This is a genomic window from Methylotenera versatilis 7, from assembly GCF_000799165.1.
Taxonomy (GTDB): Bacteria; Pseudomonadota; Gammaproteobacteria; order Burkholderiales; family Methylophilaceae; genus Methylotenera_A; species Methylotenera_A versatilis_A.
Genome location: NZ_JUGF01000002.1, coordinates 989,642 through 1,016,132 on the forward strand (window position 1 = coordinate 989,642; position 26,491 = coordinate 1,016,132).

At 43.3% G+C, this 26,491-nt stretch carries 35 protein-coding genes and 5 tRNA genes; 39 read left to right on the plus strand and 1 reads right to left on the minus strand.

Going from position 1 to position 26,491, the window contains the following annotated elements; genetic code table 11:
• Positions 1-77 precede the first annotated feature (77 nt).
• The 21 genes from K370_RS08770 (at position 78) to tatC (ending at position 14,657) form a co-directional block, all read left to right on the plus strand.
• Positions 78-653 carry an MlaC/ttg2D family ABC transporter substrate-binding protein gene (locus tag K370_RS08770; protein WP_235272751.1) on the plus strand — a complete coding sequence of 192 codons (576 nt, stop codon included), beginning with the start codon at positions 78-80 and terminating at the stop codon, positions 651-653.
• 23 nt (positions 654-676) lie between these two features.
• Positions 677-970 (plus strand): STAS domain-containing protein, encoded by a 294-nt coding sequence (locus K370_RS08775; RefSeq protein ID WP_047540943.1) that lies wholly within the window; start codon positions 677-679, stop codon positions 968-970.
• Positions 971-1,166: 196 nt separating this feature from the next.
• Complete coding sequence (locus tag K370_RS08780) at positions 1,167-2,117, plus strand: ABC transporter ATP-binding protein (RefSeq protein ID WP_047540944.1); 951 nt, start codon at positions 1,167-1,169, stop codon at positions 2,115-2,117.
• Complete coding sequence (locus K370_RS08785; protein WP_081977214.1) at positions 2,104-2,892, plus strand: ABC transporter permease; 789 nt, start codon at positions 2,104-2,106, stop codon at positions 2,890-2,892. The genes K370_RS08780 and K370_RS08785 overlap by 14 nt, the downstream gene beginning before the upstream one ends.
• An 80-nt stretch (positions 2,893-2,972) precedes the next feature.
• Complete coding sequence (locus tag K370_RS08790; protein ID WP_047540948.1) at positions 2,973-3,218, plus strand: BolA family protein; 246 nt, start codon at positions 2,973-2,975, stop codon at positions 3,216-3,218.
• Positions 3,219-3,266: 48 nt separating this feature from the next.
• Entirely contained in the window at positions 3,267-3,578 is a 312-nt protein-coding gene (gene grxD / locus K370_RS08795) for a Grx4 family monothiol glutaredoxin (protein ID WP_047540950.1), read from the plus strand.
• A complete protein-coding gene (gene murA / locus K370_RS08800; protein WP_047540952.1) occupies positions 3,579-4,850 on the plus strand; it encodes a UDP-N-acetylglucosamine 1-carboxyvinyltransferase in 1,272 nt (423 codons plus the stop codon).
• Between the two features lie 51 nt (positions 4,851-4,901).
• On the plus strand, positions 4,902-5,537 hold the full coding sequence (gene hisG / locus K370_RS08805; protein WP_047540953.1) for an ATP phosphoribosyltransferase: 636 nt from the start codon (positions 4,902-4,904) through the stop codon (positions 5,535-5,537).
• Between the two features lie 20 nt (positions 5,538-5,557).
• Positions 5,558-6,853, plus strand: a complete 1,296-nt coding sequence (gene hisD, locus K370_RS08810; protein ID WP_047540955.1) for a histidinol dehydrogenase — start codon at positions 5,558-5,560, stop codon at positions 6,851-6,853.
• Positions 6,854-6,865: 12 nt separating this feature from the next.
• Positions 6,866-7,948: a histidinol-phosphate transaminase gene (hisC, locus tag K370_RS08815; RefSeq protein WP_047540956.1), complete on the plus strand. Its 1,083-nt coding sequence runs from the start codon at positions 6,866-6,868 to the stop codon at positions 7,946-7,948.
• 239 nt (positions 7,949-8,187) lie between these two features.
• Positions 8,188-9,069, plus strand: coding sequence for a 3-hexulose-6-phosphate synthase (hxlA, locus tag K370_RS08820; protein WP_047540958.1), 882 nt, complete (start codon positions 8,188-8,190; stop codon positions 9,067-9,069).
• 159 nt (positions 9,070-9,228) lie between these two features.
• Entirely contained in the window at positions 9,229-9,816 is a 588-nt protein-coding gene (gene hisB / locus K370_RS08825; protein ID WP_047540960.1) for an imidazoleglycerol-phosphate dehydratase HisB, read from the plus strand.
• Between the two features lie 34 nt (positions 9,817-9,850).
• Positions 9,851-10,504 (plus strand): imidazole glycerol phosphate synthase subunit HisH, encoded by a 654-nt coding sequence (gene hisH / locus K370_RS08830; RefSeq protein WP_047540961.1) that lies wholly within the window; start codon positions 9,851-9,853, stop codon positions 10,502-10,504.
• Positions 10,505-10,568: 64 nt separating this feature from the next.
• A complete protein-coding gene (hisA, locus tag K370_RS08835; RefSeq protein ID WP_047540963.1) occupies positions 10,569-11,306 on the plus strand; it encodes a 1-(5-phosphoribosyl)-5-[(5-phosphoribosylamino)methylideneamino]imidazole-4-carboxamide isomerase in 738 nt (245 codons plus the stop codon).
• Positions 11,306-12,073, plus strand: coding sequence for an imidazole glycerol phosphate synthase subunit HisF (hisF, locus tag K370_RS08840; RefSeq protein WP_047540965.1), 768 nt, complete (start codon positions 11,306-11,308; stop codon positions 12,071-12,073). The genes hisA and hisF overlap by 1 nt, the downstream gene beginning before the upstream one ends.
• Positions 12,070-12,468, plus strand: coding sequence for a phosphoribosyl-AMP cyclohydrolase (hisI, locus tag K370_RS08845; RefSeq protein ID WP_047540967.1), 399 nt, complete (start codon positions 12,070-12,072; stop codon positions 12,466-12,468). Before hisF ends, hisI begins: the two co-directional genes overlap by 4 nt.
• A 21-nt stretch (positions 12,469-12,489) precedes the next feature.
• A complete protein-coding gene (locus K370_RS08850; RefSeq protein WP_047540969.1) occupies positions 12,490-12,807 on the plus strand; it encodes a phosphoribosyl-ATP diphosphatase in 318 nt (105 codons plus the stop codon).
• Between the two features lies 1 nt (position 12,808).
• Positions 12,809-13,129, plus strand: coding sequence for a histidine triad nucleotide-binding protein (locus tag K370_RS08855; protein WP_047540971.1), 321 nt, complete (start codon positions 12,809-12,811; stop codon positions 13,127-13,129).
• Positions 13,130-13,178: 49 nt separating this feature from the next.
• A complete protein-coding gene (gene tatA, locus K370_RS08860; protein ID WP_047540973.1) occupies positions 13,179-13,406 on the plus strand; it encodes a Sec-independent protein translocase subunit TatA in 228 nt (75 codons plus the stop codon).
• A gap of 22 nt (positions 13,407-13,428) precedes the next feature.
• On the plus strand, positions 13,429-13,914 hold the full coding sequence (tatB, locus tag K370_RS12340) for a Sec-independent protein translocase protein TatB (RefSeq protein WP_047540975.1): 486 nt from the start codon (positions 13,429-13,431) through the stop codon (positions 13,912-13,914).
• Between the two features lie 5 nt (positions 13,915-13,919).
• Positions 13,920-14,657 carry a twin-arginine translocase subunit TatC gene (gene tatC / locus K370_RS08870; RefSeq protein WP_047540977.1) on the plus strand — a complete coding sequence of 246 codons (738 nt, stop codon included), beginning with the start codon at positions 13,920-13,922 and terminating at the stop codon, positions 14,655-14,657.
• 21 nt (positions 14,658-14,678) lie between these two features.
• Here tatC and K370_RS08875 read toward each other — a convergent pair whose 3' ends face one another.
• A complete protein-coding gene (locus tag K370_RS08875; protein WP_047540979.1) occupies positions 14,679-15,860 on the minus strand; it encodes a Do family serine endopeptidase in 1,182 nt (393 codons plus the stop codon).
• 58 nt (positions 15,861-15,918) lie between these two features.
• Between K370_RS08875 and K370_RS08880 the strand changes: the two genes are divergently transcribed.
• The 18 genes from K370_RS08880 (at position 15,919) to rplL (ending at position 26,385) form a co-directional block, all read left to right on the plus strand.
• Complete coding sequence (locus K370_RS08880) at positions 15,919-16,680, plus strand: Nif3-like dinuclear metal center hexameric protein (RefSeq protein ID WP_047540981.1); 762 nt, start codon at positions 15,919-15,921, stop codon at positions 16,678-16,680.
• A 190-nt stretch (positions 16,681-16,870) separates the two neighbouring features.
• Positions 16,871-17,536: a ubiquinol-cytochrome c reductase iron-sulfur subunit gene (gene petA, locus K370_RS08885; protein WP_047540983.1), complete on the plus strand. Its 666-nt coding sequence runs from the start codon at positions 16,871-16,873 to the stop codon at positions 17,534-17,536.
• A 2-nt stretch (positions 17,537-17,538) separates the two neighbouring features.
• On the plus strand, positions 17,539-18,831 hold the full coding sequence (locus K370_RS08890; protein ID WP_047540984.1) for a cytochrome b: 1,293 nt from the start codon (positions 17,539-17,541) through the stop codon (positions 18,829-18,831).
• Between the two features lies 1 nt (position 18,832).
• The gene (locus tag K370_RS08895) at positions 18,833-19,525 is read left to right on the plus strand and encodes a cytochrome c1 (protein ID WP_047540985.1); all 693 of its coding nucleotides are present in this window, start codon (positions 18,833-18,835) and stop codon (positions 19,523-19,525) included.
• Positions 19,526-19,650: 125 nt separating this feature from the next.
• On the plus strand, positions 19,651-20,250 hold the full coding sequence (locus tag K370_RS08900; protein WP_047540987.1) for a glutathione S-transferase N-terminal domain-containing protein: 600 nt from the start codon (positions 19,651-19,653) through the stop codon (positions 20,248-20,250).
• A 58-nt stretch (positions 20,251-20,308) separates the two neighbouring features.
• Complete coding sequence (locus K370_RS08905) at positions 20,309-20,728, plus strand: ClpXP protease specificity-enhancing factor (RefSeq protein WP_047540988.1); 420 nt, start codon at positions 20,309-20,311, stop codon at positions 20,726-20,728.
• A 119-nt stretch (positions 20,729-20,847) separates the two neighbouring features.
• Positions 20,848-20,923, plus strand: a tRNA-Thr gene (locus K370_RS08910).
• A gap of 142 nt (positions 20,924-21,065) precedes the next feature.
• Positions 21,066-21,150, plus strand: a tRNA-Tyr gene (locus K370_RS08915).
• 76 nt (positions 21,151-21,226) lie between these two features.
• Positions 21,227-21,302, plus strand: a tRNA-Gly gene (locus K370_RS08920).
• Between the two features lie 94 nt (positions 21,303-21,396).
• Positions 21,397-21,471: transfer RNA gene (locus K370_RS08925), tRNA-Thr, on the plus strand.
• Positions 21,472-21,610: 139 nt separating this feature from the next.
• On the plus strand, positions 21,611-22,801 hold the full coding sequence (gene tuf, locus K370_RS08930) for an elongation factor Tu (RefSeq protein ID WP_047540989.1): 1,191 nt from the start codon (positions 21,611-21,613) through the stop codon (positions 22,799-22,801).
• A 75-nt stretch (positions 22,802-22,876) separates the two neighbouring features.
• A tRNA-Trp gene (locus K370_RS08935) sits at positions 22,877-22,952 on the plus strand.
• A 69-nt stretch (positions 22,953-23,021) separates the two neighbouring features.
• Positions 23,022-23,369 carry a preprotein translocase subunit SecE gene (gene secE, locus K370_RS08940; RefSeq protein ID WP_047540990.1) on the plus strand — a complete coding sequence of 116 codons (348 nt, stop codon included), beginning with the start codon at positions 23,022-23,024 and terminating at the stop codon, positions 23,367-23,369.
• Positions 23,369-23,905 carry a transcription termination/antitermination protein NusG gene (nusG, locus tag K370_RS08945; protein WP_047540992.1) on the plus strand — a complete coding sequence of 179 codons (537 nt, stop codon included), beginning with the start codon at positions 23,369-23,371 and terminating at the stop codon, positions 23,903-23,905. The genes secE and nusG overlap by 1 nt, the downstream gene beginning before the upstream one ends.
• A 98-nt stretch (positions 23,906-24,003) precedes the next feature.
• Complete coding sequence (gene rplK / locus K370_RS08950; RefSeq protein WP_047540994.1) at positions 24,004-24,435, plus strand: 50S ribosomal protein L11; 432 nt, start codon at positions 24,004-24,006, stop codon at positions 24,433-24,435.
• A 1-nt stretch (position 24,436) separates the two neighbouring features.
• Positions 24,437-25,120: a 50S ribosomal protein L1 gene (gene rplA, locus K370_RS08955; protein WP_047540996.1), complete on the plus strand. Its 684-nt coding sequence runs from the start codon at positions 24,437-24,439 to the stop codon at positions 25,118-25,120.
• 331 nt (positions 25,121-25,451) lie between these two features.
• The gene (gene rplJ / locus K370_RS08960) at positions 25,452-25,940 is read left to right on the plus strand and encodes a 50S ribosomal protein L10 (RefSeq protein ID WP_047540997.1); all 489 of its coding nucleotides are present in this window, start codon (positions 25,452-25,454) and stop codon (positions 25,938-25,940) included.
• A 70-nt stretch (positions 25,941-26,010) separates the two neighbouring features.
• Positions 26,011-26,385, plus strand: a complete 375-nt coding sequence (rplL, locus tag K370_RS08965) for a 50S ribosomal protein L7/L12 (protein WP_047540998.1) — start codon at positions 26,011-26,013, stop codon at positions 26,383-26,385.
• Positions 26,386-26,491 lie beyond the last annotated feature (106 nt).

Below are 26,491 nucleotides of genomic sequence, written 5' to 3' on the forward strand. Positions count from 1 at the left end.
GAAAATAAATTCAGATATAAAATATAGGATTACACATGATTAAAAATGCGACAAAACAATTATTAATTGCAACTAGCATGCTCTGTTTCAGTGTTGGTGCATTTGCAGCGGAAACGCCAGATGAATTGGTTAAACGCACAGCTGAAGATGTGTTGGCTGTTGTTAAAAATGACAAAGATATTCAGGCGGGTGATCAACAAAAAATCTTTGCATTAGCAGAAGAAAAGATTTTACCTAATTTTAACTTTGATCGCGTTTCACGTTTGGTGCTGGGTAAAAACTGGACAAAAGCAACAACGGATCAAAAGTCCGCTTTCCAAGCAGAATTTCGCACCTTGTTATTGCGTACCTATGCAACCGCGCTGTCAAAATACAAAAACCAAGTGATTGAGTACAAGCCATTGCGTTTGGAAAATGGCGCCAATAGTGCAACGGTAAAAACGATCATATTGCAACCAGGTGGTCAGCCAATTGCGGTAGATTACGCGCTGGAAAAGCAAGCGGACGTTTGGAAAGTGTATGATATTGTGATTGAGGGTGTGAGTTTGGTGACAAACTATCGCGGACAATTCACGCAAGAAATTCGCCAGAATGGTTTAGATAGCCTGATTAAGAAATTGGCTGATAAAAACAAAGTTACGCAAGCTAAATAATTGTTAAATTAAGACTAAATAGCATGACAAATAATAGTATTGCAAAAGTCACACAAGTGAATGATCGCTGGGAAATTAACGGTGATGTGCTCATTACAACCGCTAATAACCTCTTGAAGCAGAGTCAGGCGTTTACAATTGAAAATACAAAAATTGATTTCGCGAATGTGACCGATGTTGACACAGCTGCGGTGAGTCTGATTTTAGAGTGGAAGCGTCGGGCGGAAAAAGAAAACCAATCCTTAACGTTTATCAACTTGCCTGCTAATTTAACCAGCTTGGTACAGTTGTATGACGTGGCTGAGTTGGTTAATTAAATACTGATATATTAAATTTGAGTGAGCTCAATTTAGTTAACGTTTATTTAATTGCACTTTGTACTATTAATTGTCTTTTTCAACCCCATCTGAATGATGGGGTTTTGTTTTTGTGCTTAGCCGATAATTAAACATCAATAGATGACGGTTGTGCAATTTAAACTTGAATCAAGAATGAAATATAAACACCAAAAAGATGACACAGATGATGGCAGATAAAGTATTAGCCCCAGCGATTAAAATTGAAAGAATCCATAAACGTTTTGGCGACTTACATGCGCTAAAAGGGATTGATTTAACCATCCAGCAAGGTGAATTTTTTGGGTTATTAGGTCCAAATGGTGCTGGAAAATCAACATTAATCAATATCTTGGCAGGGTTATTAAAGCCTACGCACGGCAAAGTATCCATCATGGGACATGATGTGATGGATGATTATCAGGCTGCGCGCTTAAGTTTGGGTGTCGTGCCACAAGAGTTGGTGTTTGACCCATTTTTTAATGTGCGCGAGATGCTGCGTTTTCAGGCTGGTTATTTTGGACGCGGTCGCGAAAACGACGCTTGGGTCGATGAAGTGATTGAAAACTTGGGATTAACCGATAAAGCGCATACCAATATGCGTAAACTTTCTGGCGGTATGAAGCGGCGCGCATTGATTGCCCAAGCTTTAGTGCACAAGCCGCCAGTGATTGTTTTGGACGAACCGACTGCTGGTGTGGATGTTGAGCTGCGCCAGATGCTTTGGGCGTTCATTAAAAAATTAAATGCAGATGGACACACGATCATTCTCACCACGCATTATCTTGAGGAAGCCGAAACTTTATGTGAACGTGTGGCCATGATGAAACAAGGCGAAATTGTGGCGCTGGATACTACTGCCAATTTATTAAGTAAACTGCCAGGCAAAAATTTGCGCTTGAATCTTGGTGAGGCAAGTTTACCGCCAGCTTTACTACCGATGTTAAAAAGTGGTGAAAATGGTGTTTACACACTGGCGTTAACTGAGTTGAATCAGGTGGAGTTTGCTTTAAGCGCCTTGCGCGAAGCTAAGATTAATGTGGAAGATATGCAGTTAATCGAAGCCGATTTAGAGGATGTATTTATGTCATTAGTTGGTGGCAAGAATGGTCAGTATGAATCTAATTGATGATTTGATTCCACCGCAGTGGCGTGGCACTTATACCTTGTTTAAAAAAGAGCTATTTCGCTTTTGGCGCGTGGCATTTCAAACGGTAGCATCCCCTGTATTAACTTCTTTATTGTATTTATTGATATTTTCGCATGTGCTGGAAAATCATGTACAAGTGTACAAAGGCGTGCCATACAAAGCATTCTTAATCCCGGGCCTGATTATGATGTCGCTACTGCAGAATGCGTTTGCTAATAGCTCGTCCAGCTTGGTGCAATCGAAGATTATGGGCAGTATCGTATTTGTATTGTTGACGCCGCTCAGTTATTTGCAATTCTTTATCGCTTTTCTGGCGGCTGCAATCATTCGTGGTTTTTTGGTGGGAATCAGCATTTATTTGGTCGCTATTTGGTTCGTTGATTTGACCATTGTTCACCCTTTATGGATATTTACATTTGCATTATTGGGCAGCGCATTACTAGGCACTTTTGGCATTATTGCGGGCATTTGGTCAGACAAGTTCGACCAAATGGCAGCGTTTCAAAATTTTGTCATCATGCCGCTGACGTTTTTATCTGGCGTGTTTTATTCGATTCATTCATTACCGCCATTTTGGCAAACCGTGTCAAAATTTAATCCCTTCTTCTACATGATAGATGGGTTCCGTTATGGTTTTTTTGGACAAAGCGATATTTCGCCGTGGCTGAGTTTAGTCGTCGTGTTCAGCTTCCTATTAGCGTTAGCATGGGCAGCTTTAAAAATGTTAAAATCTGGCTATAAGCTCAGAGGCTAAACTTTTTAGAGTGTTAGTTAAAAGTTTGCAATATACAAAGATAAAGTCACGGATTAGTAAAGTATGTGGATTAATAAAACATGTTAAGTGCAGCGCAGTTACAAAATTACATCACCCAAGGATTACCTTGTGATTATATTCAAGTGCTGGGTGATGACGGTACGCATTTTGAAGCGGTGATTGTAAGCCCCGCTTTCGTTGGTAAAAATATGGTGCAACAGCATCAATTGGTTTACGCCGCACTGGGAGATCGTATGCGTGCAGAAATTCATGCATTGGGCATGAAAACCTATACCCCAGAAAAGTGGCACGCGATCAACCAATAGAAACGTACATTTTAGATAAAGATTTTAGATTCAGTTTAGGAGTAAGTAATGGACGCACAAGCGCAAATCAAAGAGACGGTCACTAGTAATAAAGTGGTTCTATATATGAAAGGTAGCCCGAAATTTCCACAATGTGGTTTTTCTAACTTGGCGACACAAATTCTGGCGGCATGTAATGTGCAGTATGTAGCGGTTGATGTATTACAAGATCAAGCGATTCGCGAAGGCATCAAGCAGTATGCCAATTGGCCAACCATCCCGCAGTTGTATGTGAATGGCGAGTTTTTAGGCGGCTCAGACATTATGCGTGCCATGTATGAAAGCGGCGAATTGCAAGCGTTATTGGCTGAGGCCGCTTAGTTGGATAAGCTCATTATTGAAGGTGGCTTTCCATTAAATGGCGAAGTAACGATTTCTGGCGCAAAGAATGCAGCGTTGCCGATTTTATGTGCATCACTGTTGGCTGAAACACCGCTGAATTTGAGCAGTGTGGCTGCACTAAAAGACATTGATACGACCATCAAATTGTTAGACACCATGGGCGTTAAGATTGCGCGCGATTCAGACAAAGTTAGCCTAGATGCCAGTGACGTGCAATCATTTGAAGCGACCTACGAAATGGTGAAAACCATGCGTGCCTCTATTCTGGTTTTGGGTCCGCTTTTGGCACGTTTCGGCACTGCCCGCGTTTCATTACCGGGCGGTTGTGCAATTGGTTCGCGCCCTGTCGATCTGCATATCAAAGGCTTGCAGGCAATGGGCGCGGCAATACATATCACGCATGGTTATATTCAGGCTAGTACATTGCATTTGCCTAACCGTCGCTTGCAGGGCGCGCGTTATTATATGGATATGGTCACGGTGACAGGTACCGAAAATTTGATGATGGCGGCCACTTTAGCAGAAGGTAAAACAATTTTAGAAAATGCCGCTAAAGAGCCAGAGGTGGTGGATTTAGCGGAATGCCTAAATAAAATGGGCGCGAATATTACTGGCGCAGGCACCGATACCATCACCATTGTTGGTGTGGAAAAACTGCATGGTGCAAGTCATAACATTGTCTGCGATCGTATTGAGGCTGGCACTTACATGGTGGCGGCAGCGATGACAGGCGGTGAAGTGAAGCTACTCAATGCGCGTGCTGACTTGCTGGATGCAGTCATTGAAAAGTTACGTGAAGCTGGCGCAGAAGTAAAAGTAGGTAAGGCTGAAAATACTATTACCGTGAAAAGCAATGGTCAGTTAAAGGGTGTGAACATCCGCACCGCACCGCACCCAGCTTTTCCAACGGATATGCAGGCGCAGTTTATGGCGTTAAATACGATTGCAACTGGTGTTGCAAAGGTCACAGAAACGATTTTTGAAAACCGTTTTATGCATGTACAGGAAATGCAGCGTTTGGGTGCGGATATCAGTGTTGACGGCAATACCGCTTTGGTTCAAGGTGTAGACTTTTTAGATGGTGCGATTGTGATGGCAACCGATTTACGTGCTTCTGCCAGCCTGGTTTTAGCGGGCTTGGTGGCTAGAGGTGAAACGGTAATAGAACGTATCTATCATTTAGATCGTGGCTACGAATATCTAGAAGAGAAGTTAACTAAATTGGGCGCAAAAGTGCGCCGTGCGCATTAAGTAACGCAATAAATTAAATAGACTTAAACCCTGAAAATATAAGCAAAAACCATGATTACGATAGCACTATCAAAAGGCAGAATTTTTGAAGAAACCACGCCGTTATTGGCTGCAGCAGGTATTCATGCGTTGGAAGATCCTGAATCTTCGCGCAAGCTCATTCTGCCAACCAATCGCGATGATGTGCGCTTGATTATTGTGCGTGCAACGGATGTGCCTACTTATGTGCAATACGGCGCAGCTGACTTGGGCATTGCAGGTAAAGATGTGCTGGATGAGCATGGTGGAGAGGGCTTATATCAACCGTTAGATTTGCAGATTGCCAAATGCAAGATGATGGTGGCGGTGCGTGAAGGTTTCGATTATGAAGCCAGTATCCGTCAGGGTGCGCGCCTTAAAGTGGTAACAAAGTATGTTAAAACTGCACGTGAACACTTTGCGGCTAAGGGCATGCATGTTGATTTAATTAAGTTGTACGGATCAATGGAACTCGGTCCTTTGGTAGGTTTGGCAGATGTGATTGTTGATTTGGTCAGCACGGGCGGCACTTTGCGCGCCAACAATCTGAAGGCGGTGGAAACGGTTGGCGATATCAGTTCACGTTTAGTCGTGAATCAGGCTTCGTTAAAGCTCAACCGTGCGCAATTACAGCCGATTATTGATAGTTTTGCTACAGCCATTAAATAAGATTTCGAAAGTATTCAGTAATGAAGATTAGACGTTTATCCACACAAGAGGCGACATTTGACGTTGATTTAAAAGCCTTGCTGGCATTTGAAACTGCTCAAGATGACAGCGTTGATATCGTGGTCGCCAATATTTTAAAAGACGTAAAAGTGCGTGGCGATGCCGCAGTGCTGGAATATACCAACCGGTTTGATAAAACCAGCGCAAACAGTTTGGCTGAGCTGGAAATCAGTCAGGCGGAGTTACAAGCGGCATTACATAGCTTGCCTGACGATCAGCGCCAAGCTCTACAGGCGGCGGCTGACAGGGTGAAAAGTTACCACGAAAAGCAAGTGACGCAATCATGGAGCTACACTGAGGCTGATGGTACTTTGCTTGGCCAGCAAGTCACTGCTTTAGATCGTGTCGGTTTGTACGTGCCAGGTGGAAAAGCTGCTTATCCGTCTTCAGTATTAATGAATGCGATTCCGGCAAAAGTGGCCGGTGTTCAAGAGTTAATCATGGTGGTGCCTACGCCGAATGGCGAAAAAAATGCATTAGTCTTGGCAGCGGCGGCGATTGCGGGTGTTGATCGCGTATTCTGTATCGGTGGCGCACAGGCTGTAGGGGCAATGGCTTATGGCACGCAAACTGTTCCGCAAGTGGATAAAATAGTTGGGCCTGGCAATGCTTACGTAGCGGCTGCCAAGCGCCGTGTGTTTGGCGTGGTGGGTATTGATATGGTCGCTGGACCATCTGAAATTTTGGTAATTTGCGACGGAAAAACTAATCCCGACTGGATTGCAATGGATTTGTTCAGCCAGGCAGAACATGATGAATTAGCGCAATCCATATTACTTAGTCAGGATGCGGAGTTTCTAGACGCGGTTGCTGCCAGCATGCAAAGATTGGTAGAAACTATGCCGCGCAAAGATATTATCAATACTTCGATTTCAGATCGTGGTGCGTTGATTCTTACAAAAGACCTGGACGAAGCGATTGCCATTAGTAATTACATTGCGCCAGAGCATTTGGAATTGTCTGTGGAAAACCCGCTTGAAATTAGCAAAAAGATTAAACACGCGGGTGCTATTTTTATGGGACGAGATACCTGTGAAGCGCTCGGAGACTATTGCGCAGGACCAAATCACGTGTTGCCGACCTCACGCACCGCCCGTTTTTCAAGCCCGCTGGGTGTGTATGATTTTCAAAAGCGTTCCAGCCTGATTCTGGTTTCTCCAGAAGGTGCGCAGAAGTTGGGCAAAATTGCTTCTACGCTGGCGCATGGTGAAGGTCTGACCGCACATGCAAGATCAGCTGAATATCGCCTGAAATAATGGGACTGTTTCATGAGTAAATTCTGGAGTGATGTTGTCCATAAATTGACGCCTTACGTTCCGGGTGAGCAGCCAAAGCTGGATAATCTGGTTAAACTGAACACTAATGAGAACCCCTATGGGCCAAGCCCTAAGGTGATTGAGGCGCTAAAATTAGAAGCTGCTGATAGTTTAAGACTTTACCCAGACCCAAACTCTGACAAGCTCAAAACGGCGATTGCACAAAGCTTCAATTTGCAAGGGATTGATATAAAGCCTGGTCAGGTGTTTGTGGGAAATGGTTCGGATGAAGTGTTGGCGCATGTTTTCCATGCTTTATTAAAACATGACAAGCCGCTGCTATTCCCTGATATTACCTATAGTTTTTACCCGGTTTATTGTGGATTGTATGGTATTCAATATGAAACCATTGCATTGGATAAGCAATTTAATATTGATATCCACGACTATGCGCGACCTAATGGCGGTATTATTTTTCCTAATCCCAATGCGCCAACAGGGATTCCATTGGCGCTTGCAGATATAGAACAACTGCTGCGTCAAAATACGCACTCAGTTGTGGTCATTGATGAAGCGTATGTGGATTTTGGTACGGAGTCTGCGGTTAAGTTAATCAATACTTACCCAAATTTATTGGTGACGCATACCTTATCAAAGGCACGCTCGTTAGCTGGTTTAAGAGTTGGTTATGCGCTGGGGAATAAGGACTTAATCGAAGCGCTGGTTCGCGTCAAAGACAGTTTTAATTCCTATCCGATTGATCGATTTGCCGAGGCGGGCGCTGTTGCTGCCATGCAAGACGGCGCCTATTTTGAAGAAACTTGTGCAAAAGTAGTCGCAACAAGGAGTCGATTGATTGATGACTTGCAAGCACTTAATTTCGAAAGTTTGCCATCAGGTGCCAATTTCGTATTTGCAAAACATAAAGCAGTGGATGGTGCAGAGTTGGCAGCAAAGTTACGAGAGCACAATATTATTGTGCGGCACTTTAAAAAACCATCAAGAATAGCACCCTATATCCGCATCACTATTGGCACAGATGCACAATCGAATAGTCTTATACAGGCACTTACAACGATTTTACAATCAGGTTAACTGATTCAACTGGCGCATAAGTGCGCTAAGGTACTTGTTTTATAATCAAATTATGACCAAATTGTTGAAATATTGAATCAATTGCGGTTATGATGTCGAAATGTACAGAATGTGCAAATAGTATTTTGTAAAATTACTTTGAATTAAAACAAAATAACTACAGAATATTAATTTTTTTAATCAAATAATTTTATCGAACCCTTTATTAAATTATTAGCGAGCTCGGAGGAATAGGCACCATGGCACAAACCCAAATGGCATTAGATTCATTAGATTTTGACGCAACAGTTGCATTGGCAACTAAAGTAGCACCACATGTAGATATTTTAGAAATCGGTACACCTTGCATCAAACACAATGGTATTGAATTGCTTAAAACATTGCGTGCAAAATTTCCAAACAACAAAATCTTAGTTGACTTGAAAACAATGGATGCTGGTTTCTACGAAGCTGAGCCATTCTACAAAGCAGGTGCAGATATCGTTACTGTTCTTGGTACCGCTGATCTTGGTACTATCAAAGGTGTAATCGATGTTGCTAACAAATATGGTAAACAAGCACAAGTTGACTTGATCAACGTTGCTGACAAAGTGGCACGTACTAAAGAAGTAGCGAAATTAGGCGCACACATCATTGGCGTTCACACTGGTTTGGACCAACAAGCTGCTGGCCAAACACCTTTTGCTGACTTGGCTTTGATTACTGGTTTAAATACTGGCGCCAAAGTTTCTGTTGCTGGTGGTGTTAAAGCGGCAACAGTTCGTCAAGTAGTTGATGCAGGTGCAGATATTGTGGTTGCAGGTGCAGCGATTTACGGTGCAGCAGATCCAGCAGCGTCAGCAGCTGAAATCACAGGTTTAGCACGTGGTAATTCAGCAGCAGCTGGTGGTCTTGGTAAATACCTGCCATGGGCATTAATCGCAGGTGCTGTATTACTGGGTTTGTATCTATTGACTGGTAATAAGCCAGCTCAAGAAGCTCCTGTTGATGCACCAGTTGTTGAAGAAGTGGCTCCAGCGACTGAAGCGCCTGCTGCAGTTGAAGAAGCTGCGCCAATTGAAGCGGCTCCAGCTGAACCAGCTGCTGAAGCTACTCCAGCACCGGAAGCTGCTGCCGAGTAATAGCTTTTCAAGCTAAGATATATTTAGCATGGTAAAAAGCCGACTATTTAGTCGGCTTTTTTATTTGCTGTGTTTATTTAAGGCGCCTTTGCGCCTAAGGCTTAGTTTGAGTTAAAATACGGGTAAATTATTGATTGTTTTCATTTAAGTAGCTCATTCATGCGCAAAGCCGACATCACACGCAACACCCTAGAAACCCAAATTACTGTTTCCATTAACATTGATGGTAATGGTGCTTCGCAATTTAATACAGGGCTTGGTTTCCTAGACCATATGCTAGATCAGATAGCACGTCATGGCATGATGGATATTAACGTTCAGGCAAAGGGTGATTTGCATATTGATGCACATCATACCGTTGAAGATATTGGTATTACTTTAGGCCAGGCATTTGCGAAAGCCGTGGGCGATAAAAAAGGCATTAATCGTTATGGCCACGCTTATGTGCCGCTTGATGAGGCTTTAAGCCGCGTGGTGCTTGATTTATCAGGCCGTCCGGGTTTGGAGTTTAATTGCCAATTCACGCGTGCCACGATTGGTGAGTTTGATGTCGATTTAGTGCACGAGTTTTTTCAGGGTTTCGTGAATCACGCCAATGTAACTTTACATATTGATAATTTAAAAGGCCACAATTCACACCATCAGGCTGAAACTATATTTAAAGCATTCGGGCGAGCCTTGCGTATGGCGGTTACTGCTGATGCACGTATGGCAGGCATTATGCCATCTACCAAAGGCAGCTTATAAGCGCTGCGATACCAATAATTGATTAAATTAGCACATGACTAAAATAGATATTGCAGTCGTTGATTACGGTATGGGCAATTTGCGATCTGTTTCGAAAGCGGTTGAGCATGTTGCACACGGTAAATCGGTTGTAGTCACCAGCGATGCTTCAGTCATTGATAAAGCAGAGCGAGTAGTTTTCCCTGGTCAAGGCGCGATGCCAGATTGCATGCGCGAATTGGACAGTAGAAGCTTGCGCGGCGCTGTTTTGCATGCTGCAGCCAACAAGCCATTTTTAGGCATTTGTATTGGTATGCAGTTGCTGTTCGACCATTCAGAAGAAGGTGATACAGCTGGATTGGGTATATTTAGAGGCGATGTAAAGCGCTTTGCTGCTCATCAGGTGGTGAATGATGAAAAATTGAAAATTCCACACATGGGCTGGAATGAAGTCTATCAATTAACAAATGGCCAAGCTAAACCACATGCACTGTGGCAGGATATTGCAGATGCCACGCGGTTTTATCATGTACATAGTTATTATGCCGCTCCTTTGGATGCTGCTATAACTGTAGGCGAAACCGAATACCCGGAGCGTTTTTGCAGTGTCGTTGCACACAACAATATATTTGCAACACAATTCCACGTCGAAAAAAGTGCGCAAGCTGGTTTGCAATTGCTGCGTAATTTTGTATATTGGAAACCTTAATAGATTAACGCTTGTAAGCCAAAATCTTCAATTAACTTTTTTGTAATTTTAATCAATAACAATCATGCTCATTATTCCTGCAATTGATCTCAAAGATGGCCACTGCGTACGTTTAAAACAAGGCCTTATGGAAGAATCCACCGTGTTTTCAGAAGATCCAGGCGCGATGGCGCGACATTGGGTTGACCAAGGTGGCAAACGTTTACATTTAGTCGATCTAAACGGCGCATTTGCAGGAAAGCCCGTTAATGAAGGCGCGATTAAATCTATAGTAAGCGCAGTTAAAGGCGAGATTCCTATTCAGTTAGGCGGTGGTATTCGTGATCTGGAAACCATAGAGCGCTATCTGGATGATGGTATTGATTACGTCATTATTGGCACCGCAGCCGTTAAAACACCTGGGTTCTTACATGAAGCTTGCTATGCTTTTCCTGGCCAAATCATGGTCGGTTTAGATGCAAAAGATGGCAAAGTAGCGATTGATGGCTGGTCAAAACTCACTGGGCATGATGTGATTGATTTGGCTAAAAAATTTGAAGATTATGGCGTAAATGCGATTGTTTATACGGATATTGGCCGCGATGGCATGTTAACCGGCGTGAATATTGAGGCGACAGTTGCCTTGGCGCAAGCGCTCACTATTCCCGTTATTGCTTCTGGCGGTGTAACCAATTTAGATGATGTACGCAAGCTGTGCGCGGTGGCAAGCGAGGGCATTATTGGTACGATTACAGGTCGTGCAATCTATGAAGGCACATTAGATTTTGCTGCTGCACAAAGTCTTGCAGATTCACTAAGCTAATGGCATTAGCAAAACGCATCATTCCTTGCTTGGATGTGACCGATGGTCGCGTGGTAAAAGGCATCAACTTTTTAGAGCTGCGCGATGCAGGCGATCCAGTTGAAATTGCCAAGCGCTATGATGATCAGGGCGCGGACGAACTCACATTTTTAGATATTACCGCCAGCTCTGACAACCGTGGATTGATTTTACATATTATTGAGCAAGTCGCCAGTCAAGTATTTATTCCGCTGACTGTAGGCGGTGGTGTGCGTGAGGTAGAAGATGTACGCCGTCTTTTAAATGCAGGTGCCGATAAAGTTAGTATTAATACTACTGCCGTGTTGAATCCACAGGTAGTGCAAGATGCCGCTGCGCGATTCGGTTCGCAATGTATTGTAGTAGCCATTGACGCTAAAAAAGTAGACAATCAGCCGTTCGAATGGGAAGTGTTCACACATGGCGGTCGCAAAGCCACTGGGTTGGATGCGGTCAAATGGGCACAGCACATGGTAAATCTTGGTGCAGGCGAGTTGCTGGTCACGAGTATGGATAGAGACGGCACAAAAATTGGCTTTAATAACCCTCTCAACAGAGCCATTAGCGATGCCGTAGATGTGCCATTAATCGCTTCAGGCGGTGTGGGTAATTTGCAGCATTTGGTAGATGGCGTCACAATTGGCGGTGCGGATGCAGTGCTCGCTGCCAGTATTTTTCACTATGGTGAATACACAGTGCAACAGGCTAAAGAGTATATGCGCGACCACAAAATAGAGGTTAGACTTTGAGCTGGCTAGATGAAATTAATTGGGATGCCAACGGCTTGGTGCCTGTGATTGCACAAGAGGTTGATACGGGACGCGTGTTAATGTTCGCATGGATGAATCGCGAGGCTTTACAGTTAACCAATGAATCTAAACAGGCCGTATATTGGTCACGTTCGCGCAATAAATTATGGCGCAAAGGTGAAGAGTCTGGCCATACGCAAAAAGTGCACGAAATTCGCCTGGATTGTGACGAAGACGTTATCTTGATTAAAGTGGAACAAATCGGGGGCATCGCTTGCCATACTGGTCGGCACAATTGCTTTTTTAAAAAATTAGAGCAAGATAAAGACTCGCAAGCCAAATGGTTAATTGATCAGCCGGTGATTAAAGATCCCCAAACCATTTATCACGATTGATTACTTTTAAGATTAAAGCACATGAACGATGTATTAAACCGATTAGCAGAATTGCTGGAACAGCGTAAAACCGCAGATCCAGCATCGTCTTATGTGGCGAAACTGTATGCTAAGGGCATGGATAGCATACTTAAAAAGATTGGTGAAGAAGCGACCGAAACGGTGATTGCAGCCAAGGGCGGCAATAAAGAAGAGATTGTTTATGAAACGGCCGATTTGTGGTTTCATACTTTGATTATGTTGAGCCATGCGGGTTTGAAACCGCAAGATATATTAGATGAACTGGCGCGCCGCGAAGGTTTGTCTGGCATCACGGAGAAAGAAAGTCGCGTTAAATAGCATGAGTACAGACTGCATTTTTTGTAAGATTATTAATGGCGATATTCCAGCCAAAAAAATCTATGAAGATCATGATTTTATTGCTTTTCATGACATTAAACCAATGGCAAAGATACATTTTTTAATTGTGCCAAAACTGCATGTTGAAACGCTGAAAGACTGCAAAGACGTGCATGAGCCGTTATTAGGTAAAGCTTTGTTGTTGGCGCCTAAGCTGGCAGAAAGCCAAGGTTTGGTTGGTTTTAAAACGCTTATTAATACGGGGCGTGAAGGCGGTCAGGAAGTATTTCATATCCACATTCACGTATTTGGCGGCAATTAATTCGCTATAAAAATGCAGTTAACTCAATAGTTAAGTTCAGGAGAGCATCATGGGTTCATTCAGTTTGTGGCATTGGTTAATCGTTCTATTGATTGTCGTATTGATATTTGGCACAAAAAAATTACGCAACATGGGTAGTGATGTAGGTGGCGCAGTCAATGAGTTTAAAAAAGCCATGCAAGACGAGCAAGGCAAAGGCGAGCAGGATAAAGTTGCCAAGAACGCAGAAAATGGCACAACCGTCGAAGGTGAAGTGACCAGTAAGACTAAGCAATAAATTTGCGGACTGAAACTTAACCGTGTTTGGTATCTCTTTTTCAGAATTATTCGTCATTGCCATTGTTGCTTTATTAGTGATTGGTCCAGAAAAACTACCTAAAGTGGCGCGTACGATTGGCGCACTGACGGGACGTATGCAACGTTATGCGGCTCAGGTGAAAGAAGAAGTGAATCGTGAGTTTCGCTTTGAGGAATTGCAAAAATTACAGGAAGAAATTAAGCAGGCAGTAATCAGTACAGAACAAAATGTACAGCAAGAAGCGGCTAAGATTGAAAATTCAATTGCTAATGTGAATGAAACAAGACTTGCGCCAGTTGAGGAGGCAACTCAACAACCAGCAACTGTCCGTAAGTCACGTACAAAACCAGTTAAAACGGCAGCTAAGGATTTTGATAAGAAACCAGCGCTAGTTGAAGCAGCATTAACTGGATTAGAAAAGGAATCCGTTAAAAAACATAAAAAAATTAGTGAGCCTAAAAACCTTGCTGAGAAAGTTGGACGTTAAAGCGTATGGCAACTCCAACCGAATCATTTATTTCGCACTTAATTGAGTTGCGCAATCGATTACTCAGAATCGTCTTGGGTTTTGTTGTTGTGTTTATTGGGTTGTTTCCTTTCGCCAATAAAATCTATGCTTTGCTGGCGGAGCCTATGTTGGCCAAGTTGCCAGCAGGCGGTCAGATGATTGCTACTGCGGTGACCACGCCTTTTTTTGTGCCAATGAAAGTGGCAATGATGGCGGCTTTTGTCATTTCATTGCCGCATACGCTGTATCAAATTTGGGCGTTTATATCGCCAGGCCTATACAGTCACGAAAAAAAACTGATGGTGCCGGTGATTGTGGCAGGCAGCTTGTTATTTGTGATTGGGATGGCATTTGCGTATTTCGCCGTTTTCCCAACGGTGTTCGGATTTATTGTACACAGCGCGCCCGCTGGAGTTGCCGTGATGACGGATATTGCCGAGTATTTAGATTTTGTTTTAACGCTTTTTATGGCGTTCGGTTTGGCGTTTGAAGTGCCAATTGCAGTGGTGTTGATCGCACGCTTTGGTTGGGTGAGTATTGCACAGCTTCAAGAGGTACGTAGTTATGTGATTGTCGGGGCTTTTATCTTAGGTGCTATTTTTACACCGCCGGATATTATTTCGCAATTTATGTTGGCAGTGCCATTATGGCTTTTGTATGAGATGGGTATCGTAGTGGCAAAATATACAGTACCGAAATCTAACTCCATAAAATCTACCTGAATCTTAAAGTCTAACTAATGTTTAGTTTTGCCTTCTCATCGCAATTGGTTTTGGTCGTTTGCCAATCACTACCTCGACTTTAATGTTTTTTTGATTCCTGGCCAGTGTTAATACCGCTTTCTCATTCGGTTTTAGCACGGCAATGATGTTTAGCATGCTGTTGCTATCAGTCACTTCTCGATTATTAATAGCCAGTAGCACATCACCAGATCTGATGCCGGCAAGGTCAGCTGGACTATCGCGCAACACGCCTGCAATTAATGAGCCTTGTACTTTGTCCAGCTTGAATGACTCGGCTAATTCCGGTGTAATATCTTGCGCCTCAATCCCAATCCAGCCGCGTGTTACGCTGCCACTTAAGGCAATTTGTTCCATCACTTGTTTAGCCAGGCTTGCGGGAATGGCGAAACCGATACCCATTGATCCGCCACTACGTGAGTAAATGGCGCTATTAATGCCGACTAAATTGCCTTCAGTGTCAATCAGTGCGCCGCCAGAGTTGCCAGGATTGATGGATGCGTCAGTTTGGATAAAATTCTCAAAAGTGTTAATGCCCAAGTGGTTGCGTCCAAGCGCGCTCACAATGCCTTGCGTTACTGTCTGGCCAACTCCAAACGGGTTGCCAATGGCTAAAACCACGTCACCCACGTCTAATTTATCGGTTGCAGCAAAAGTAATGGAAGGTAGTTTGTCTGCCTCTACTTTAATGACGGCCAAATCGGTTTCAGGATCAGTGCCGACAACTTTTGCCGGTAATTTTCTGCCATCCGATAATAAAATTTCAATTTCATCTGCACTGGCCACAACGTGGTCATTGGTTAAGATTAAACCTTGTTCGCTGACGATAACGCCACTGCCAAGACTGCTATCCGGTTGCTCATCTTCATTGTCTAATTGATCACCAAAAAAATGCCTGAATAAAGGGTCATCCTTATACTGCTGTTGAGGATTAACAGCAGTTTTTTGACTGGATGTGAAAATATTCACCACCGCTGGCATGGCTTTTTTTGCGGCATCACTATAACTGCCTTTGGATGAGGTTTGGGGGCTGACAGTGCTAGCTTTTAGGTTGGACCCAACCTGTTTAATGGTGATAGGTTCCTGCGTCGTTATTAACAGTTGCGGATAGAATAATCGCAATACAAACAATATGCCTAGGCAGGCAGTGACCGATTGCGCAAAAATAAGCCAGATTCTTTGCATGTTTTAAGCTGCTAAAATGTTATGGATATAAGTATAGGTGAAATAACGGTGAATACACATGAAATTAGACGACTTGAACAACTATTTAAATCAATTGCTGCAACCCGAGCGCTTCAGTGATTATTGTCCAAATGGTTTGCAGGTAGAAGGTCGGCCGGAAGTGCAGCATATTGTGACTGGTGTGACAGCTAGTTATGATTTGCTGGAAGCGGCTTTGCAAGCCAGTGCTGATGCCATATTAGTGCATCATGGTTATTTTTGGCGTGGTGAATCGCTGCCAATAATCGGCATTAAGAAACGCCGTATTCAATTCTTATTGCAACACGATATCAGTCTGATGGCCTACCATTTGCCGTTGGATGCTCATCTGGAGTTTGGCAATAATGTCATGCTGGCTAAAAAACTGGGTTTAACGGTGAGTCGCTGGGCAGGACAGAAAAGCAAAAACGAACCTAATTTGATTGCTTTGGCGGAATTAAGTCAGCCGCAGCCGCTTAAAGATTTTGTTGCAACGCTGAATCAAGCGCTTAACCGTACTGCATTGGTGATTGGCGATTTAAATCAGCCAATTCAAAAAATTGCATTATGCACAGGTGCGGCGCAAGGGTATATAGAGCAAGCTGTTGAGGCTGGCGCAGATGTTTATATTAGCGGCGAAATTTCTGAACCTACGGTACACATCGCGCGTGAAGCGGGAATTTCTTATATATCTGCAGGCCATCACGCAACAGAACGTTACGGCATACAAGCATTGGGCGAGCATTTGGCCGAAAAGTTTGGCTTAAAGCACACCTTTATTGATTGCGATAATCCAGTGTAGCTTGTCATTGTGTTGCGTTATATTAGTCTTTATATTTCAATAGCTTATAAAAATAAGTTTGGTTTATTTTGCAAAGAATTGTATAATCACGTGCTTTGCAGTTAAGGCCATTAGTTAACGTGAATTAGTCAAGTTAGTTAAGCGCCATCATTAATAGCGTTGCCCCAAAAAGGCAAGTTAAAGGAAAACAATGTCAGACAACAAGATTGACAAAGACCAAGTCAGTAAAGATCCTGTCAGCAACGAGCAAGTTCTATCATTTTCAAGTCCATCTAAAGTTAATCAAGAGAAACGCAACTTTCTAATTGCAGCGACTGCAGGTGTTGGTGCCTTGGGTGCAGCGGCAGTGGCGGTTCCATTTGTGGGTAGCATGTTGCCAAGCGAGCGTGCAAAAGCTGCAGGTGCACCTGTTGAGGTGGATGTGAGTAAAATTCAGCCGGGTTCCATGATTACGGCCGAGTGGCGCGGTAAGCCGGTGTGGATTATTAATCGTACCGATGAAATGACGGCGGATCTGGCTAAACACAATGATCAACTGTCTGACCCGAATTCTGAAGTGCCGCAACAACCTGCCTATTGTAAAAATGCTAGTCGTTCTATTAAGCCTAACTTGGCTGTGGTAGTGGGTATTTGTACACATCTGGGCTGTTCGCCAACCGAAAAATTACAAGCAGGTGGCGATATGGGTGAAAACTGGACAGGTGGCTTTTTCTGCCCTTGTCACGGCTCAAGGTTCGATTTGGCAGGGCGCGTATTTAAAGGTTCGCCTGCGCCAATTAATCTAGTAATACCGCCTTATCAATATTTAACCGAAACAACTCTACTCATTGGTGATGATACGAAAGTGGAGGGATAATCATGGCTAAAGATAAAACAGGCGTAAGCGAAACTAAAGGTTTAATGGGTTGGGTAGATGCAAGATTGCCGGTAACCAGCACTATTAAAGCGCACTTAACAGAATACTACGCGCCAAAAAACTTTAATTTCTGGTATTTTTTTGGTTCGCTGGCTTTATTGATTCTGGTGATGCAAATTGTCACCGGTATTTTCTTAACCATGCATTACAAGCCGGATGCGCAACTGGCATTTGCCTCAGTTGAATATATCATGCGCGATGTGTTCGGCGGTAATATCATCCGCTATATGCACTCTACTGGCGCATCCATGTTCTTTGTGGTGATTTATTTGCATATGTTCCGTGGGTTGATTTATGGCTCATATCGCAATCCGCGTGAGTTGATTTGGTTATTTGGTGTCGGCATTTTCCTGGTGTTAATGGGTGAGGCGTTTTTTGGCTACCTGTTGCCTTGGGGACAAATGTCTTACTGGGGCGCGCAAGTGATTGTGAACTTGTTTGCGACGGTTCCATTTATTGGCCCAGATTTATCAGAATGGCTACGCGGTGATTATTTAATATCCGATGCTACTTTAAACCGCTTTTTTGCCTTTCATGTGATTGCACTGCCATTTGTATTGGCTGGTTTGGTTGTTGTGCATTTGGTTGCTCTGCATGAAGTGGGTTCGAATAATCCTGATGGTGTAGAAATTAAGGCTCACAAGGATAAGAAAACGGGTATTCCATTGGATGGTATTCCATTCCATCCTTATTACACGGTTAAGGATCTAGTCGGTGTAGTGGTGTTTTTAATGGTGTTTGCCAGCATCTTGTTCTTTGCGCCTGAAATGGGTGGTTATTTCCTTGAGGCAAATAATTTTGTCCCGGCAGATCCCCTTAAAACGCCTGCACACATCGCGCCAGTGTGGTACTTCACGCCGTACTATTCAATATTAAGAGCTGTTCCGCCAATTTTTAACTCACAGTTTCCGGGTGTGGCGGCAATGGGCTTATCGGTAATGATATTTGCGTTATTGCCTTGGCTGGACAAAGGTAAGGTGAAATCGATTCGCTATCGTGGTGCTTTGTATAAAAAATGGCTCGCAGCTTTTGTGATCAGCTTTTTAATATTGGGCTATTTGGGCACTGTACCCTCTAACGTCTGGGGACAGTTCGGTAGCTGGTTGGGTGGTGCAGATCGTGCGACAGTGGTTGCGCGTATCTTTACTGTTGTCTACTTCGCGTTCTTTGTCTTAATGCCTTGGTACACTGCAAAAGATAAAACCAAGCCTGTGCCAGAGAGAGTGACTAAATAATATGAAAAAACTATTAACTTTATTGGCTTTCTTGCCACTCGTCGCCTTGGCAAGCGAATCAGCGATTACTGAGAAAGCACCGATTGATCCGAGCGATCAGGCCTCATTGCAGCGTGGCGCGCATACTTTTGTGAATTATTGCCTTAATTGCCATAGTGCTAAATACATGCGGTATAACCGCTTGATGGACATTGGGTTAACCGAAAAGCAAATCAAAGACAATTTATTATTTGCCGGTGAAAAAGTAGGTGACACTATGCAAGTGACTATGGATCCAGCGGAAGCGAAAAAATGGTTTGGTGTAACGCCGCCAGATTTATCAGTCGAAGTGCGCGCACGCGGAGCGGATTGGGTTTATGCCTATATGCGCGGATTTTATCGCGATGACACAACGCCAACTGGTTGGAATAACGTTGTGTATGCAAAGGTAGCAATGCCGCATGTGTTATATGAGTTGCAGGGTGAGCAAGTGCTTAATCATGAAACGCATCAGTTGGAGTTGGTTAAATCTGGTAAATTAAATCCAGCTGAATATAGCGCATTTGTTGCTGACTTAACGAATTACTTGGCTTTTATGTCTGAACCTGGCAAGCAAAGTCGCAAGCATATGGGCTGGTGGGTATTGCTGTTTTTAGGGGTGCTTTTAGTTTTGGCTAAAAAACTCAAAACTGAATACTGGAAGGATATTAAGTAATAATATTTTCAGTGAATAAATATTTTAGCATCGGCGGTAAGCATTGAATCGAAATGCACCGATACTGATGATTAACGGAATTAGCGGCTAAAACGCATTTCCAATTTAAGAAAGAAACAAAGATTATGATGAAATTATACTCAGGCACTGTTGATCCATTTAGCCATCGCTGTCGTATTGTGCTGTTTGAAAAAGGCATGGATTTTGAAGTGATTGATGTGGATTTGGCTAATAAACCGGAAGATTTGGCTGTATTAAATCCGTATAACGCAGTGCCGGTTTTGGTTGAACGTGATTTGGTATTAAGTGAAGCGAACATTATTAATGAGTACATTGATGAGCGTTTTCCTCATCCACAATTAATGCCAGCGGATCCGGTGATGCGTGCGCGTGCCAGATTGTTTTTGTATAACTTTGAAAAAGATTTGTTTGCTCATATCAAGGATGTTGAATCTGACAACCAGGAAATTGCAGATAAGGCGCGCAAAACGATTCGTGATAATTTAACGCAAATTGTGCCGATTTTCAGCAAGCAAAGTTATTTGTTGGGCGATGATTACTCCATGTTGGACGTTGCTGTAACGCCGTTGTTATGGCGCTTAGGCCACTATGGTATTGAATTGCCGAATCAGGCTGCGCCATTGCTTAAATATGCGGAACGTTTATTTTCGCGCCCCTTGTATGCTGAGGCGATGACGCCATCAGAAAAAGCGATGCGCAAATAGATTGAAATGTCGCTGCGTTGCTTCGACCCTTTAACTTATTCACTAAAGTTTAAAAGACATGAGTGATTTAATATCCACTAAACCTTATATGATTCGCGCCATTCACGAATGGTGCGTTGATAACAATCTGACCCCGCATTTATTGGTGGCTGTTAACACGCAAACGCGAGTGCCGATTGCTTTTGTAAAGGACGGGGAGATTGTGCTTAATCTTAACTACTCTGCTACAAAAGATTTGCATATGGATAATGAGGCGATTGTGTTTTCTGCGCGCTTCGGCGGGGTGTCGCAAAATTTGTATGTGCCGATGAATGCAGTTAAAGGTATCTTTGCGCGAGAAAACGGGCAGGGTATGTTTTTTGAGATAGATACCAAGATGAATGCGGAGAATGTTTCAGGCAATGTTGATTCTGATGTGGCGTCTAAATCAACAACTGCGACAGAAAAGAAAAAGCCAACCTTAACCATTGTTAAGTAGGTGCTGAAAATAGCAATAAGTAATACTTAAAGAAAAATAAATGATAAAAGTCATTTATTTTTAAAAAAGGGGCTTGGCGATAATAAATAATATTGTTATAGTCACGCCTTCAAGAAAAAGCCGGATTAGCTCAGTTGGTAGAGCAGCGCACTTGTAATGCGAAGGTCGTCAGTTCGATTCCGACATCCGGCACCAAATTCTCACTCAAAATCCACAAGCGATTAAAGTTTTTGGTATGCTGGTTTTAATGTATGGCGCACCAGATTTTAATCGTTAAATATATGCTCAATTTATTTGACACTATGTCAAAAAATCAGCATAATCGCGGGTTCGGTTAGGAGGGGTGGCCGAGTGGTTAAAGGCGACGGACTGTAAATCCGTTCTCTCTGAGTACGAAGGTTCGAATCCTTCCCCCTCCACCAAAATTTAGTTGTTAGTAATTTAGTATGTGCGGTAAGCGGTTGCTGTTAAGCCTGTTGACGTTGATTTGATGGCTATGCGGGTGTAGCTCAGTTGGTAGAGCTTCAGTTTTCCAAACTGAATGTCGCGAGTTCGAGCCTCGTCGCCCGCTCCAGATAACTGGGTTTCCTGAATAACTTGGCTTGCTAGGTTGGTATTTGGTAAGCGTGGGTTAAAGGGCTGCGGTAAGTTGTGGTCAAAAGACAAGCGCCCATGTGGCTCAGTGGTAGAGCACTCCCTTGGTAAGGGAGAGGTCGCGGGTCCGATTCCCGCCATGGGCACCATGAATGCAGGCGGTAATTAAGTGGTTTTAATGGCAGGTGGTGTTAAAGTTTTATTAAGTTAAATAAAACTTTTGAAATTAAGTTAATAAAATTTTATTAAAATTATATCGATAAAAAGATTACGCAAAGGATTATAGAAATGGCAAAAGGCAAATTTGAACGGACCAAGCCACACGTCAACGTAGGTACGATTGGCCACGTGGATCACGGTAAAACAACATTAACGGCAGCGATCACGACAGTGCTGACAAAGAAATTTGGCGGCGAAGCGAAAGACTACGCACAAATTGACAGTGCGCCAGAAGAAAAAGCACGTGGTATTACCATTAACACCTCTCACGTCGAGTACGAGACGGAAACACGTCACTACGCACACGTAGACTGTCCTGGTCACGCTGACTATGTTAAAAACATGATTACCGGCGCAGCCCAAATGGACGGTGCGATCCTTGTTTGTTCAGCAGCTGACGGCCCAATGCCGCAAACACGTGAGCACATCTTGTTGGCACGTCAAGTTGGCGTACCTTACATCGTTGTGTTCTTAAACAAAGCAGACATGGTTGATGACCCTGAGTTGTTAGAGCTGGTTGAAATGGAAGTGCGTGAATTGCTCAGCAAATACGACTTCCCGGGCGACGACACCCCAATCATCCATGGCTCAGCTAAATTAGCCTTGGAAGGTGACCAATCACCAATCGGCGAACCAGCGATCTTCAAATTAGCAGAAGCATTAGATACTTACATCCCAATGCCTGAGCGTGCGATTGACGGCACATTCCTGATGCCAGTAGAAGACGTATTTTCAATCTCTGGTCGTGGTACTGTGGTAACAGGCCGTATCGAACGCGGTATTGTAAAAGTCGGTGACGAGATTGAAATCGTTGGTCTTAAAGACACGGTAAAAACAACTTGTACTGGTGTTGAAATGTTCCGTAAATTGCTAGACCAAGGTCAAGCAGGCGATAACGTTGGTGTATTGCTACGCGGTACTAAACGTGAAGATATCGAACGTGGTCAAGTATTGTCTAAATCAGGCTCTATCAAACCACACACCAAATTCACAGCAGAAATCTACGTGCTAGGTAAAGATGAAGGCGGTCGTCACACACCATTCTTCAACGGCTACCGTCCACAATTCTACTTCCGTACGACAGACGTAACAGGCGCGGTTGAATTGCCAGCAGGTACAGAAATGGTAATGCCAGGTGATAACGTATCAATCACTGTGCAACTGATTGCACCAATCGCGATGGAAGATGGATTACGCTTCGCGATTCGTGAAGGTGGCCGTACTGTTGGTGCAGGTGTGGTTGCTAAGATTATTGAATAGTTAGGTTTTAAAGAAAAAACTACGCTAACAACTCAGCGTAGTTTTTGTGGTTTTAGTAAGAGTAAAAAGTTAAATAGGCCAATAGCTCAATTGGTAGAGTATCGGTCTCCAAAACCGAGGGTTGGGGGTTCGAGGCCCTCTTGGCCTGCCATATTTAATGTAGCATCATTTATGTAAAAGCTTAGTAAGTTAAGCGAATTAAAAGTTAAGACTATAAAACATGATAGACAAAATTAAGCTGGTGTTATCTGCATTGCTGTTGGCGGCTGGTATCGCCGGCTTTTACCTGCTTGCAGATAAGGCGCTTGTGCTGCGGATTCTTGCTGTTTTAGCAGGTTTTGCTGCGGCTGTTACTGTTTTATGGACGACGGCTCAAGGTCAAACTTCGCTGGGATTTATTGGTGAGTCGATTGCAGAGGCTAAAAAAGTAGTCTGGCCTACCAGAAAAGAAACTATACAAACTACCGTTGCGGTATTTCTGTTGGTGCTGGTGATGGCGGCTTTCTTGGCTGTGGTAGATATTGGGTTTGCTTATATGGTGCAATGGTTAATGGGACGGAGTGCTTAATGAGTATGCGTTGGTATGCAGTCCAAGCTTTTTCCGGTATGGAAAAATCAGTAAAAGCGGGTATTGAGGAGCGTATTGCACGTTCTGGCCTGCAAGATCAATTTGGTGATATTTTGGTACCAGTTGAAGAAGTGATTGAAATGAAGTCGGGTCAAAAATCTATTACAGAGCGTCGTTTGTATCCGGGCTATGTATTGGTGCAAATGAATATGTCTGATGAAAGTTGGCACCTGGTTAAAAGTACGCCACGTGTGACGGCATTTATTGGAGGCAGCGCGCAAAAGCCTACGCCAATCAAAGACAAAGAAGTTGAAATTATTTTACAGCGTATGGATGACAGTAAGTCTAATCCAACACAAAAACTGACCTTTGAAAAAGGTGAGGTTGTGCGTGTGATTGATGGACCGTTTAAAGATTTCTCAGGTGCTGTTGAAGACATTAACTATGAGAAAAGTAAACTACGTGTTTCTGTGGTGATTTTCGGCCGCGCAACACCAGTTGAATTGGATTTCAGTCAAATCGAAAAAGAAGTTTAGTCGGATAGAAGTAAAGTTTAAGTAGTAAATTATAAGAAGTATTTATCAACGGGGAGCTTTGATTTTAAAGCGTTTGTACCCACATTAGGAGTTATACCATGGCAAAAAAAGTCATTGGCTACATTAAGCTGCAGATTCCTGCAGGTAAAGCCAACCCAAGTCCTCCAGTTGGCCCAGCATTGGGTCAGCGCGGTTTGAATATTATGGAATTCTGTAAAGCGTTTAACGCTGCAACACAAGGTGTAGAGCCTGGTTTGCCAATTCCTGTCGTGATTACAGCGTTTGCGGATAAGAGCTTCACGTTTGTGATGAAAACACCGCCAGCAACGATTTTAATCAAAAAAGCGGCGAATATCACTAAAGGTTCACCAAAACCACACACAGACAAAGTTGGCAAAATTACTCGCAAACAAGCAGAAGAAATTGCAACAACTAAAATGCCTGACTTAACAGCGGCTGACATGGATGCTGCAGTGCGCACTATTGCTGGCAGCGCACGTAGTATGGGTATTGAAGTGGAGGGTGCATAACATGGCAAAACGTATTAATGCGCTTCGCGCAAAGATTGATCGCAATAAACTGTACCCAGCAACGGAAGCGTTGACTTTGGTAAAAGAAAATGCGACTGCAAAATTCAATGAGTCAATCGACACTGTTGTGAATCTAGGTATTGATGCACGTAAGTCAGACCAATTGGTTCGTGGCGCTTTAGTGTTGCCAAATGGTACAGGTAAAGTAACGCGCGTAGCTGTGTTTGCACAGGGTGCGCAAGCTGAAGCGGCTAAGGCAGCTGGTGCTGATTTCGTTGGTTTTGAAGATTTAGCCGAAAAAGTAAAAGCGGGTTTCTTGGACTTTGACGTGGCAATCGCTACGCCAGATGCAATGCGTATCGTTGGTACTTTGGGTCAAGTTTTAGGTCCTCGCGGCTTAATGCCAAACCCAAAAGTAGGTACGGTAACGCCTGATGCAGCGACTGCGGTTAAAAACGCAAAAGCTGGTCAAGTGCAGTATCGTACAGACAAGGGTGGCATCATTCATTGCACAATTGGTCGTGCGTCATTCACGGTTGATCAGTTACAAGGTAACTTAGCTGCTTTATTAGACGCATTAGCCAAGGCTAAACCTGCTGCAAGTAAGGGCGTGTTTTTAAAGAAAGTTTCTGTATCTAGCACAATGGGTGCTGGTGTGCGTGTTGATCAAACAACTATTGCATAGCAATAATTGAGTGGCGAAAGCTACTCATTGAAAGAACTTTGGGCTTGCTATTTAACTGCATGATTGAGTTGGTAGCAAGAACATCAAAGACCGTTGGTATCCGAATCGGATTTAATTGCAGTAAACAAAAATGGGTGATTTTAAGCGTGTTAAATTCTTAAAGTCCTCTGTTTTTAGTTTGTTAATACCAACGCAGATGGCGTAACCCGAGACAGGATATTAAGTAATAACCCTGATTAAGGCCGCCGTAAAATGGTTTCTAGATCATTGTTTAGAAACTCATTCTGGTTCAGAAATGAAACGGAGATTTTAACGGGAAGGAGAAAAGACTTTGAGTCTGAATCTTACAGAGAAAAAAGCAGTTGTAGCTGAAGTAAGCGAACAAGTAGCTAATGCTCAAGTGATTGTGATCGCAGAATACCGCGGTACAGGCGTGGCTGATATGACTACGCTACGCGCAAATGCAAGAAAATCTGATGTTTATCTGCGTGTGCTAAAAAATACTTTAGTGCGCCGTGCAGTTGAAAACACAGCGTTTTCTGGTCTTGCTAATGGCATGGTTGGTCCGCTGATTTTTGGTATTAGCCAAGATCCGGTTGCTGCCGCTAAAGTGTTAAACGACTTCGCTAAAACAAACGATAAGTTTGTGATTAAAGCAGGTGCAGTGCCAAATCAGTTGCTAGATGTTGCAGGCGTTCAAGCCTTGGCATCAATGCTTAGTCGTGAAGAGTTGCTTGCTAAATTGGCACGCACGCTTAACGAAGTACCAACTAAATTTGCACGCGCAATCGCAGCGGTTCGTGACGCTAAAGCAGCCTAAAGTAACTAGGTCTGCTTCAAATAGCTTAACTTAATCAGATACATAATTTAATTTTTAGGAAATAAATAAAATGGCAACTTCAAATGCAGATATTTTAGATGCAGTAAGTAAAATGACAGTTTTAGAGCTAACAGCTTTAATCTCAGAAATCGAAGAAAAATTTGGTGTTTCAGCAGCAGCTGTTGCTGTTGCAGCTTCAGCAGGCGGCGCAGCTCCAGCTGCAGCGGCTGAGCAAACTGAATTCAGCGTAATCTTGGTATCAGCTGGCGACCAAAAAGTTAGCGTTATTAAAGCCGTGCGTGAATTAACAGCGCTTGGTTTGAAAGAAGCTAAAGACTTAGTTGACGGCGCACCAAAAGCAATTAAAGAAGGTGTAAGCAAAGCTGATGCTGATGCTGCATTGAAAAAATTGATTGAAGCTGGCGCGACTGGCGAAATCAAGTAATAGCAAGATTTGAACGTACTTGGGCTGACGGGAAACCGTCAGCCTTAGCCGTTTTTAAGCAGTGATAGTTGTAACAAAGTATTACAACTCAAAAAAGTAACGCGTA

Bases quoted from the DNA above. Each gene is read 5' to 3' on its own strand.
- hisF (WP_047540965.1), top strand. From the start codon at position 11,306: ATGGCATTAGCAAAACGCATCATTCCTTGCTTGGATGTGACCGATGGT.
- grxD (WP_047540950.1), top strand. From the start codon at position 3,267: ATGGACGCACAAGCGCAAATCAAAGAGACGGTCACTAGTAATAAAGTG.
- rplL (WP_047540998.1), top strand. From the start codon at position 26,011: ATGGCAACTTCAAATGCAGATATTTTAGATGCAGTAAGTAAAATGACA.
- petA (WP_047540983.1), top strand. From the start codon at position 16,871: ATGTCAGACAACAAGATTGACAAAGACCAAGTCAGTAAAGATCCTGTC.
- tatC (WP_047540977.1), top strand. From the start codon at position 13,920: ATGGCAACTCCAACCGAATCATTTATTTCGCACTTAATTGAGTTGCGC.
- tuf (WP_047540989.1), top strand. From the start codon at position 21,611: ATGGCAAAAGGCAAATTTGAACGGACCAAGCCACACGTCAACGTAGGT.
- hisD (WP_047540955.1), top strand. From the start codon at position 5,558: ATGAAGATTAGACGTTTATCCACACAAGAGGCGACATTTGACGTTGAT.
- secE (WP_047540990.1), top strand. From the start codon at position 23,022: ATGATAGACAAAATTAAGCTGGTGTTATCTGCATTGCTGTTGGCGGCT.
- K370_RS08850 (WP_047540969.1), top strand. From the start codon at position 12,490: ATGAACGATGTATTAAACCGATTAGCAGAATTGCTGGAACAGCGTAAA.
- nusG (WP_047540992.1), top strand. From the start codon at position 23,369: ATGAGTATGCGTTGGTATGCAGTCCAAGCTTTTTCCGGTATGGAAAAA.
- tatA (WP_047540973.1), top strand. From the start codon at position 13,179: ATGGGTTCATTCAGTTTGTGGCATTGGTTAATCGTTCTATTGATTGTC.
- hxlA (WP_047540958.1), top strand. From the start codon at position 8,188: ATGGCACAAACCCAAATGGCATTAGATTCATTAGATTTTGACGCAACA.
- hisH (WP_047540961.1), top strand. From the start codon at position 9,851: ATGACTAAAATAGATATTGCAGTCGTTGATTACGGTATGGGCAATTTG.
- K370_RS08855 (WP_047540971.1), top strand. From the start codon at position 12,809: ATGAGTACAGACTGCATTTTTTGTAAGATTATTAATGGCGATATTCCA.
- K370_RS08785 (WP_081977214.1), top strand. From the start codon at position 2,104: ATGAATCTAATTGATGATTTGATTCCACCGCAGTGGCGTGGCACTTAT.
- K370_RS08900 (WP_047540987.1), top strand. From the start codon at position 19,651: ATGATGAAATTATACTCAGGCACTGTTGATCCATTTAGCCATCGCTGT.
- hisB (WP_047540960.1), top strand. From the start codon at position 9,229: ATGCGCAAAGCCGACATCACACGCAACACCCTAGAAACCCAAATTACT.
- hisG (WP_047540953.1), top strand. From the start codon at position 4,902: ATGATTACGATAGCACTATCAAAAGGCAGAATTTTTGAAGAAACCACG.
- K370_RS08875 (WP_047540979.1), bottom strand. From the start codon at position 15,860: ATGCAAAGAATCTGGCTTATTTTTGCGCAATCGGTCACTGCCTGCCTA.
- hisA (WP_047540963.1), top strand. From the start codon at position 10,569: ATGCTCATTATTCCTGCAATTGATCTCAAAGATGGCCACTGCGTACGT.
- K370_RS08770 (WP_235272751.1), top strand. From the start codon at position 78: ATGCTCTGTTTCAGTGTTGGTGCATTTGCAGCGGAAACGCCAGATGAA.
- K370_RS08780 (WP_047540944.1), top strand. From the start codon at position 1,167: ATGACACAGATGATGGCAGATAAAGTATTAGCCCCAGCGATTAAAATT.
- rplK (WP_047540994.1), top strand. From the start codon at position 24,004: ATGGCAAAAAAAGTCATTGGCTACATTAAGCTGCAGATTCCTGCAGGT.
- K370_RS08790 (WP_047540948.1), top strand. From the start codon at position 2,973: ATGTTAAGTGCAGCGCAGTTACAAAATTACATCACCCAAGGATTACCT.
- K370_RS08895 (WP_047540985.1), top strand. From the start codon at position 18,833: ATGAAAAAACTATTAACTTTATTGGCTTTCTTGCCACTCGTCGCCTTG.
- K370_RS08775 (WP_047540943.1), top strand. From the start codon at position 677: ATGACAAATAATAGTATTGCAAAAGTCACACAAGTGAATGATCGCTGG.
- K370_RS08905 (WP_047540988.1), top strand. From the start codon at position 20,309: ATGAGTGATTTAATATCCACTAAACCTTATATGATTCGCGCCATTCAC.
- hisC (WP_047540956.1), top strand. From the start codon at position 6,866: ATGAGTAAATTCTGGAGTGATGTTGTCCATAAATTGACGCCTTACGTT.
- K370_RS08890 (WP_047540984.1), top strand. From the start codon at position 17,539: ATGGCTAAAGATAAAACAGGCGTAAGCGAAACTAAAGGTTTAATGGGT.
- rplA (WP_047540996.1), top strand. From the start codon at position 24,437: ATGGCAAAACGTATTAATGCGCTTCGCGCAAAGATTGATCGCAATAAA.
- K370_RS08880 (WP_047540981.1), top strand. From the start codon at position 15,919: ATGAAATTAGACGACTTGAACAACTATTTAAATCAATTGCTGCAACCC.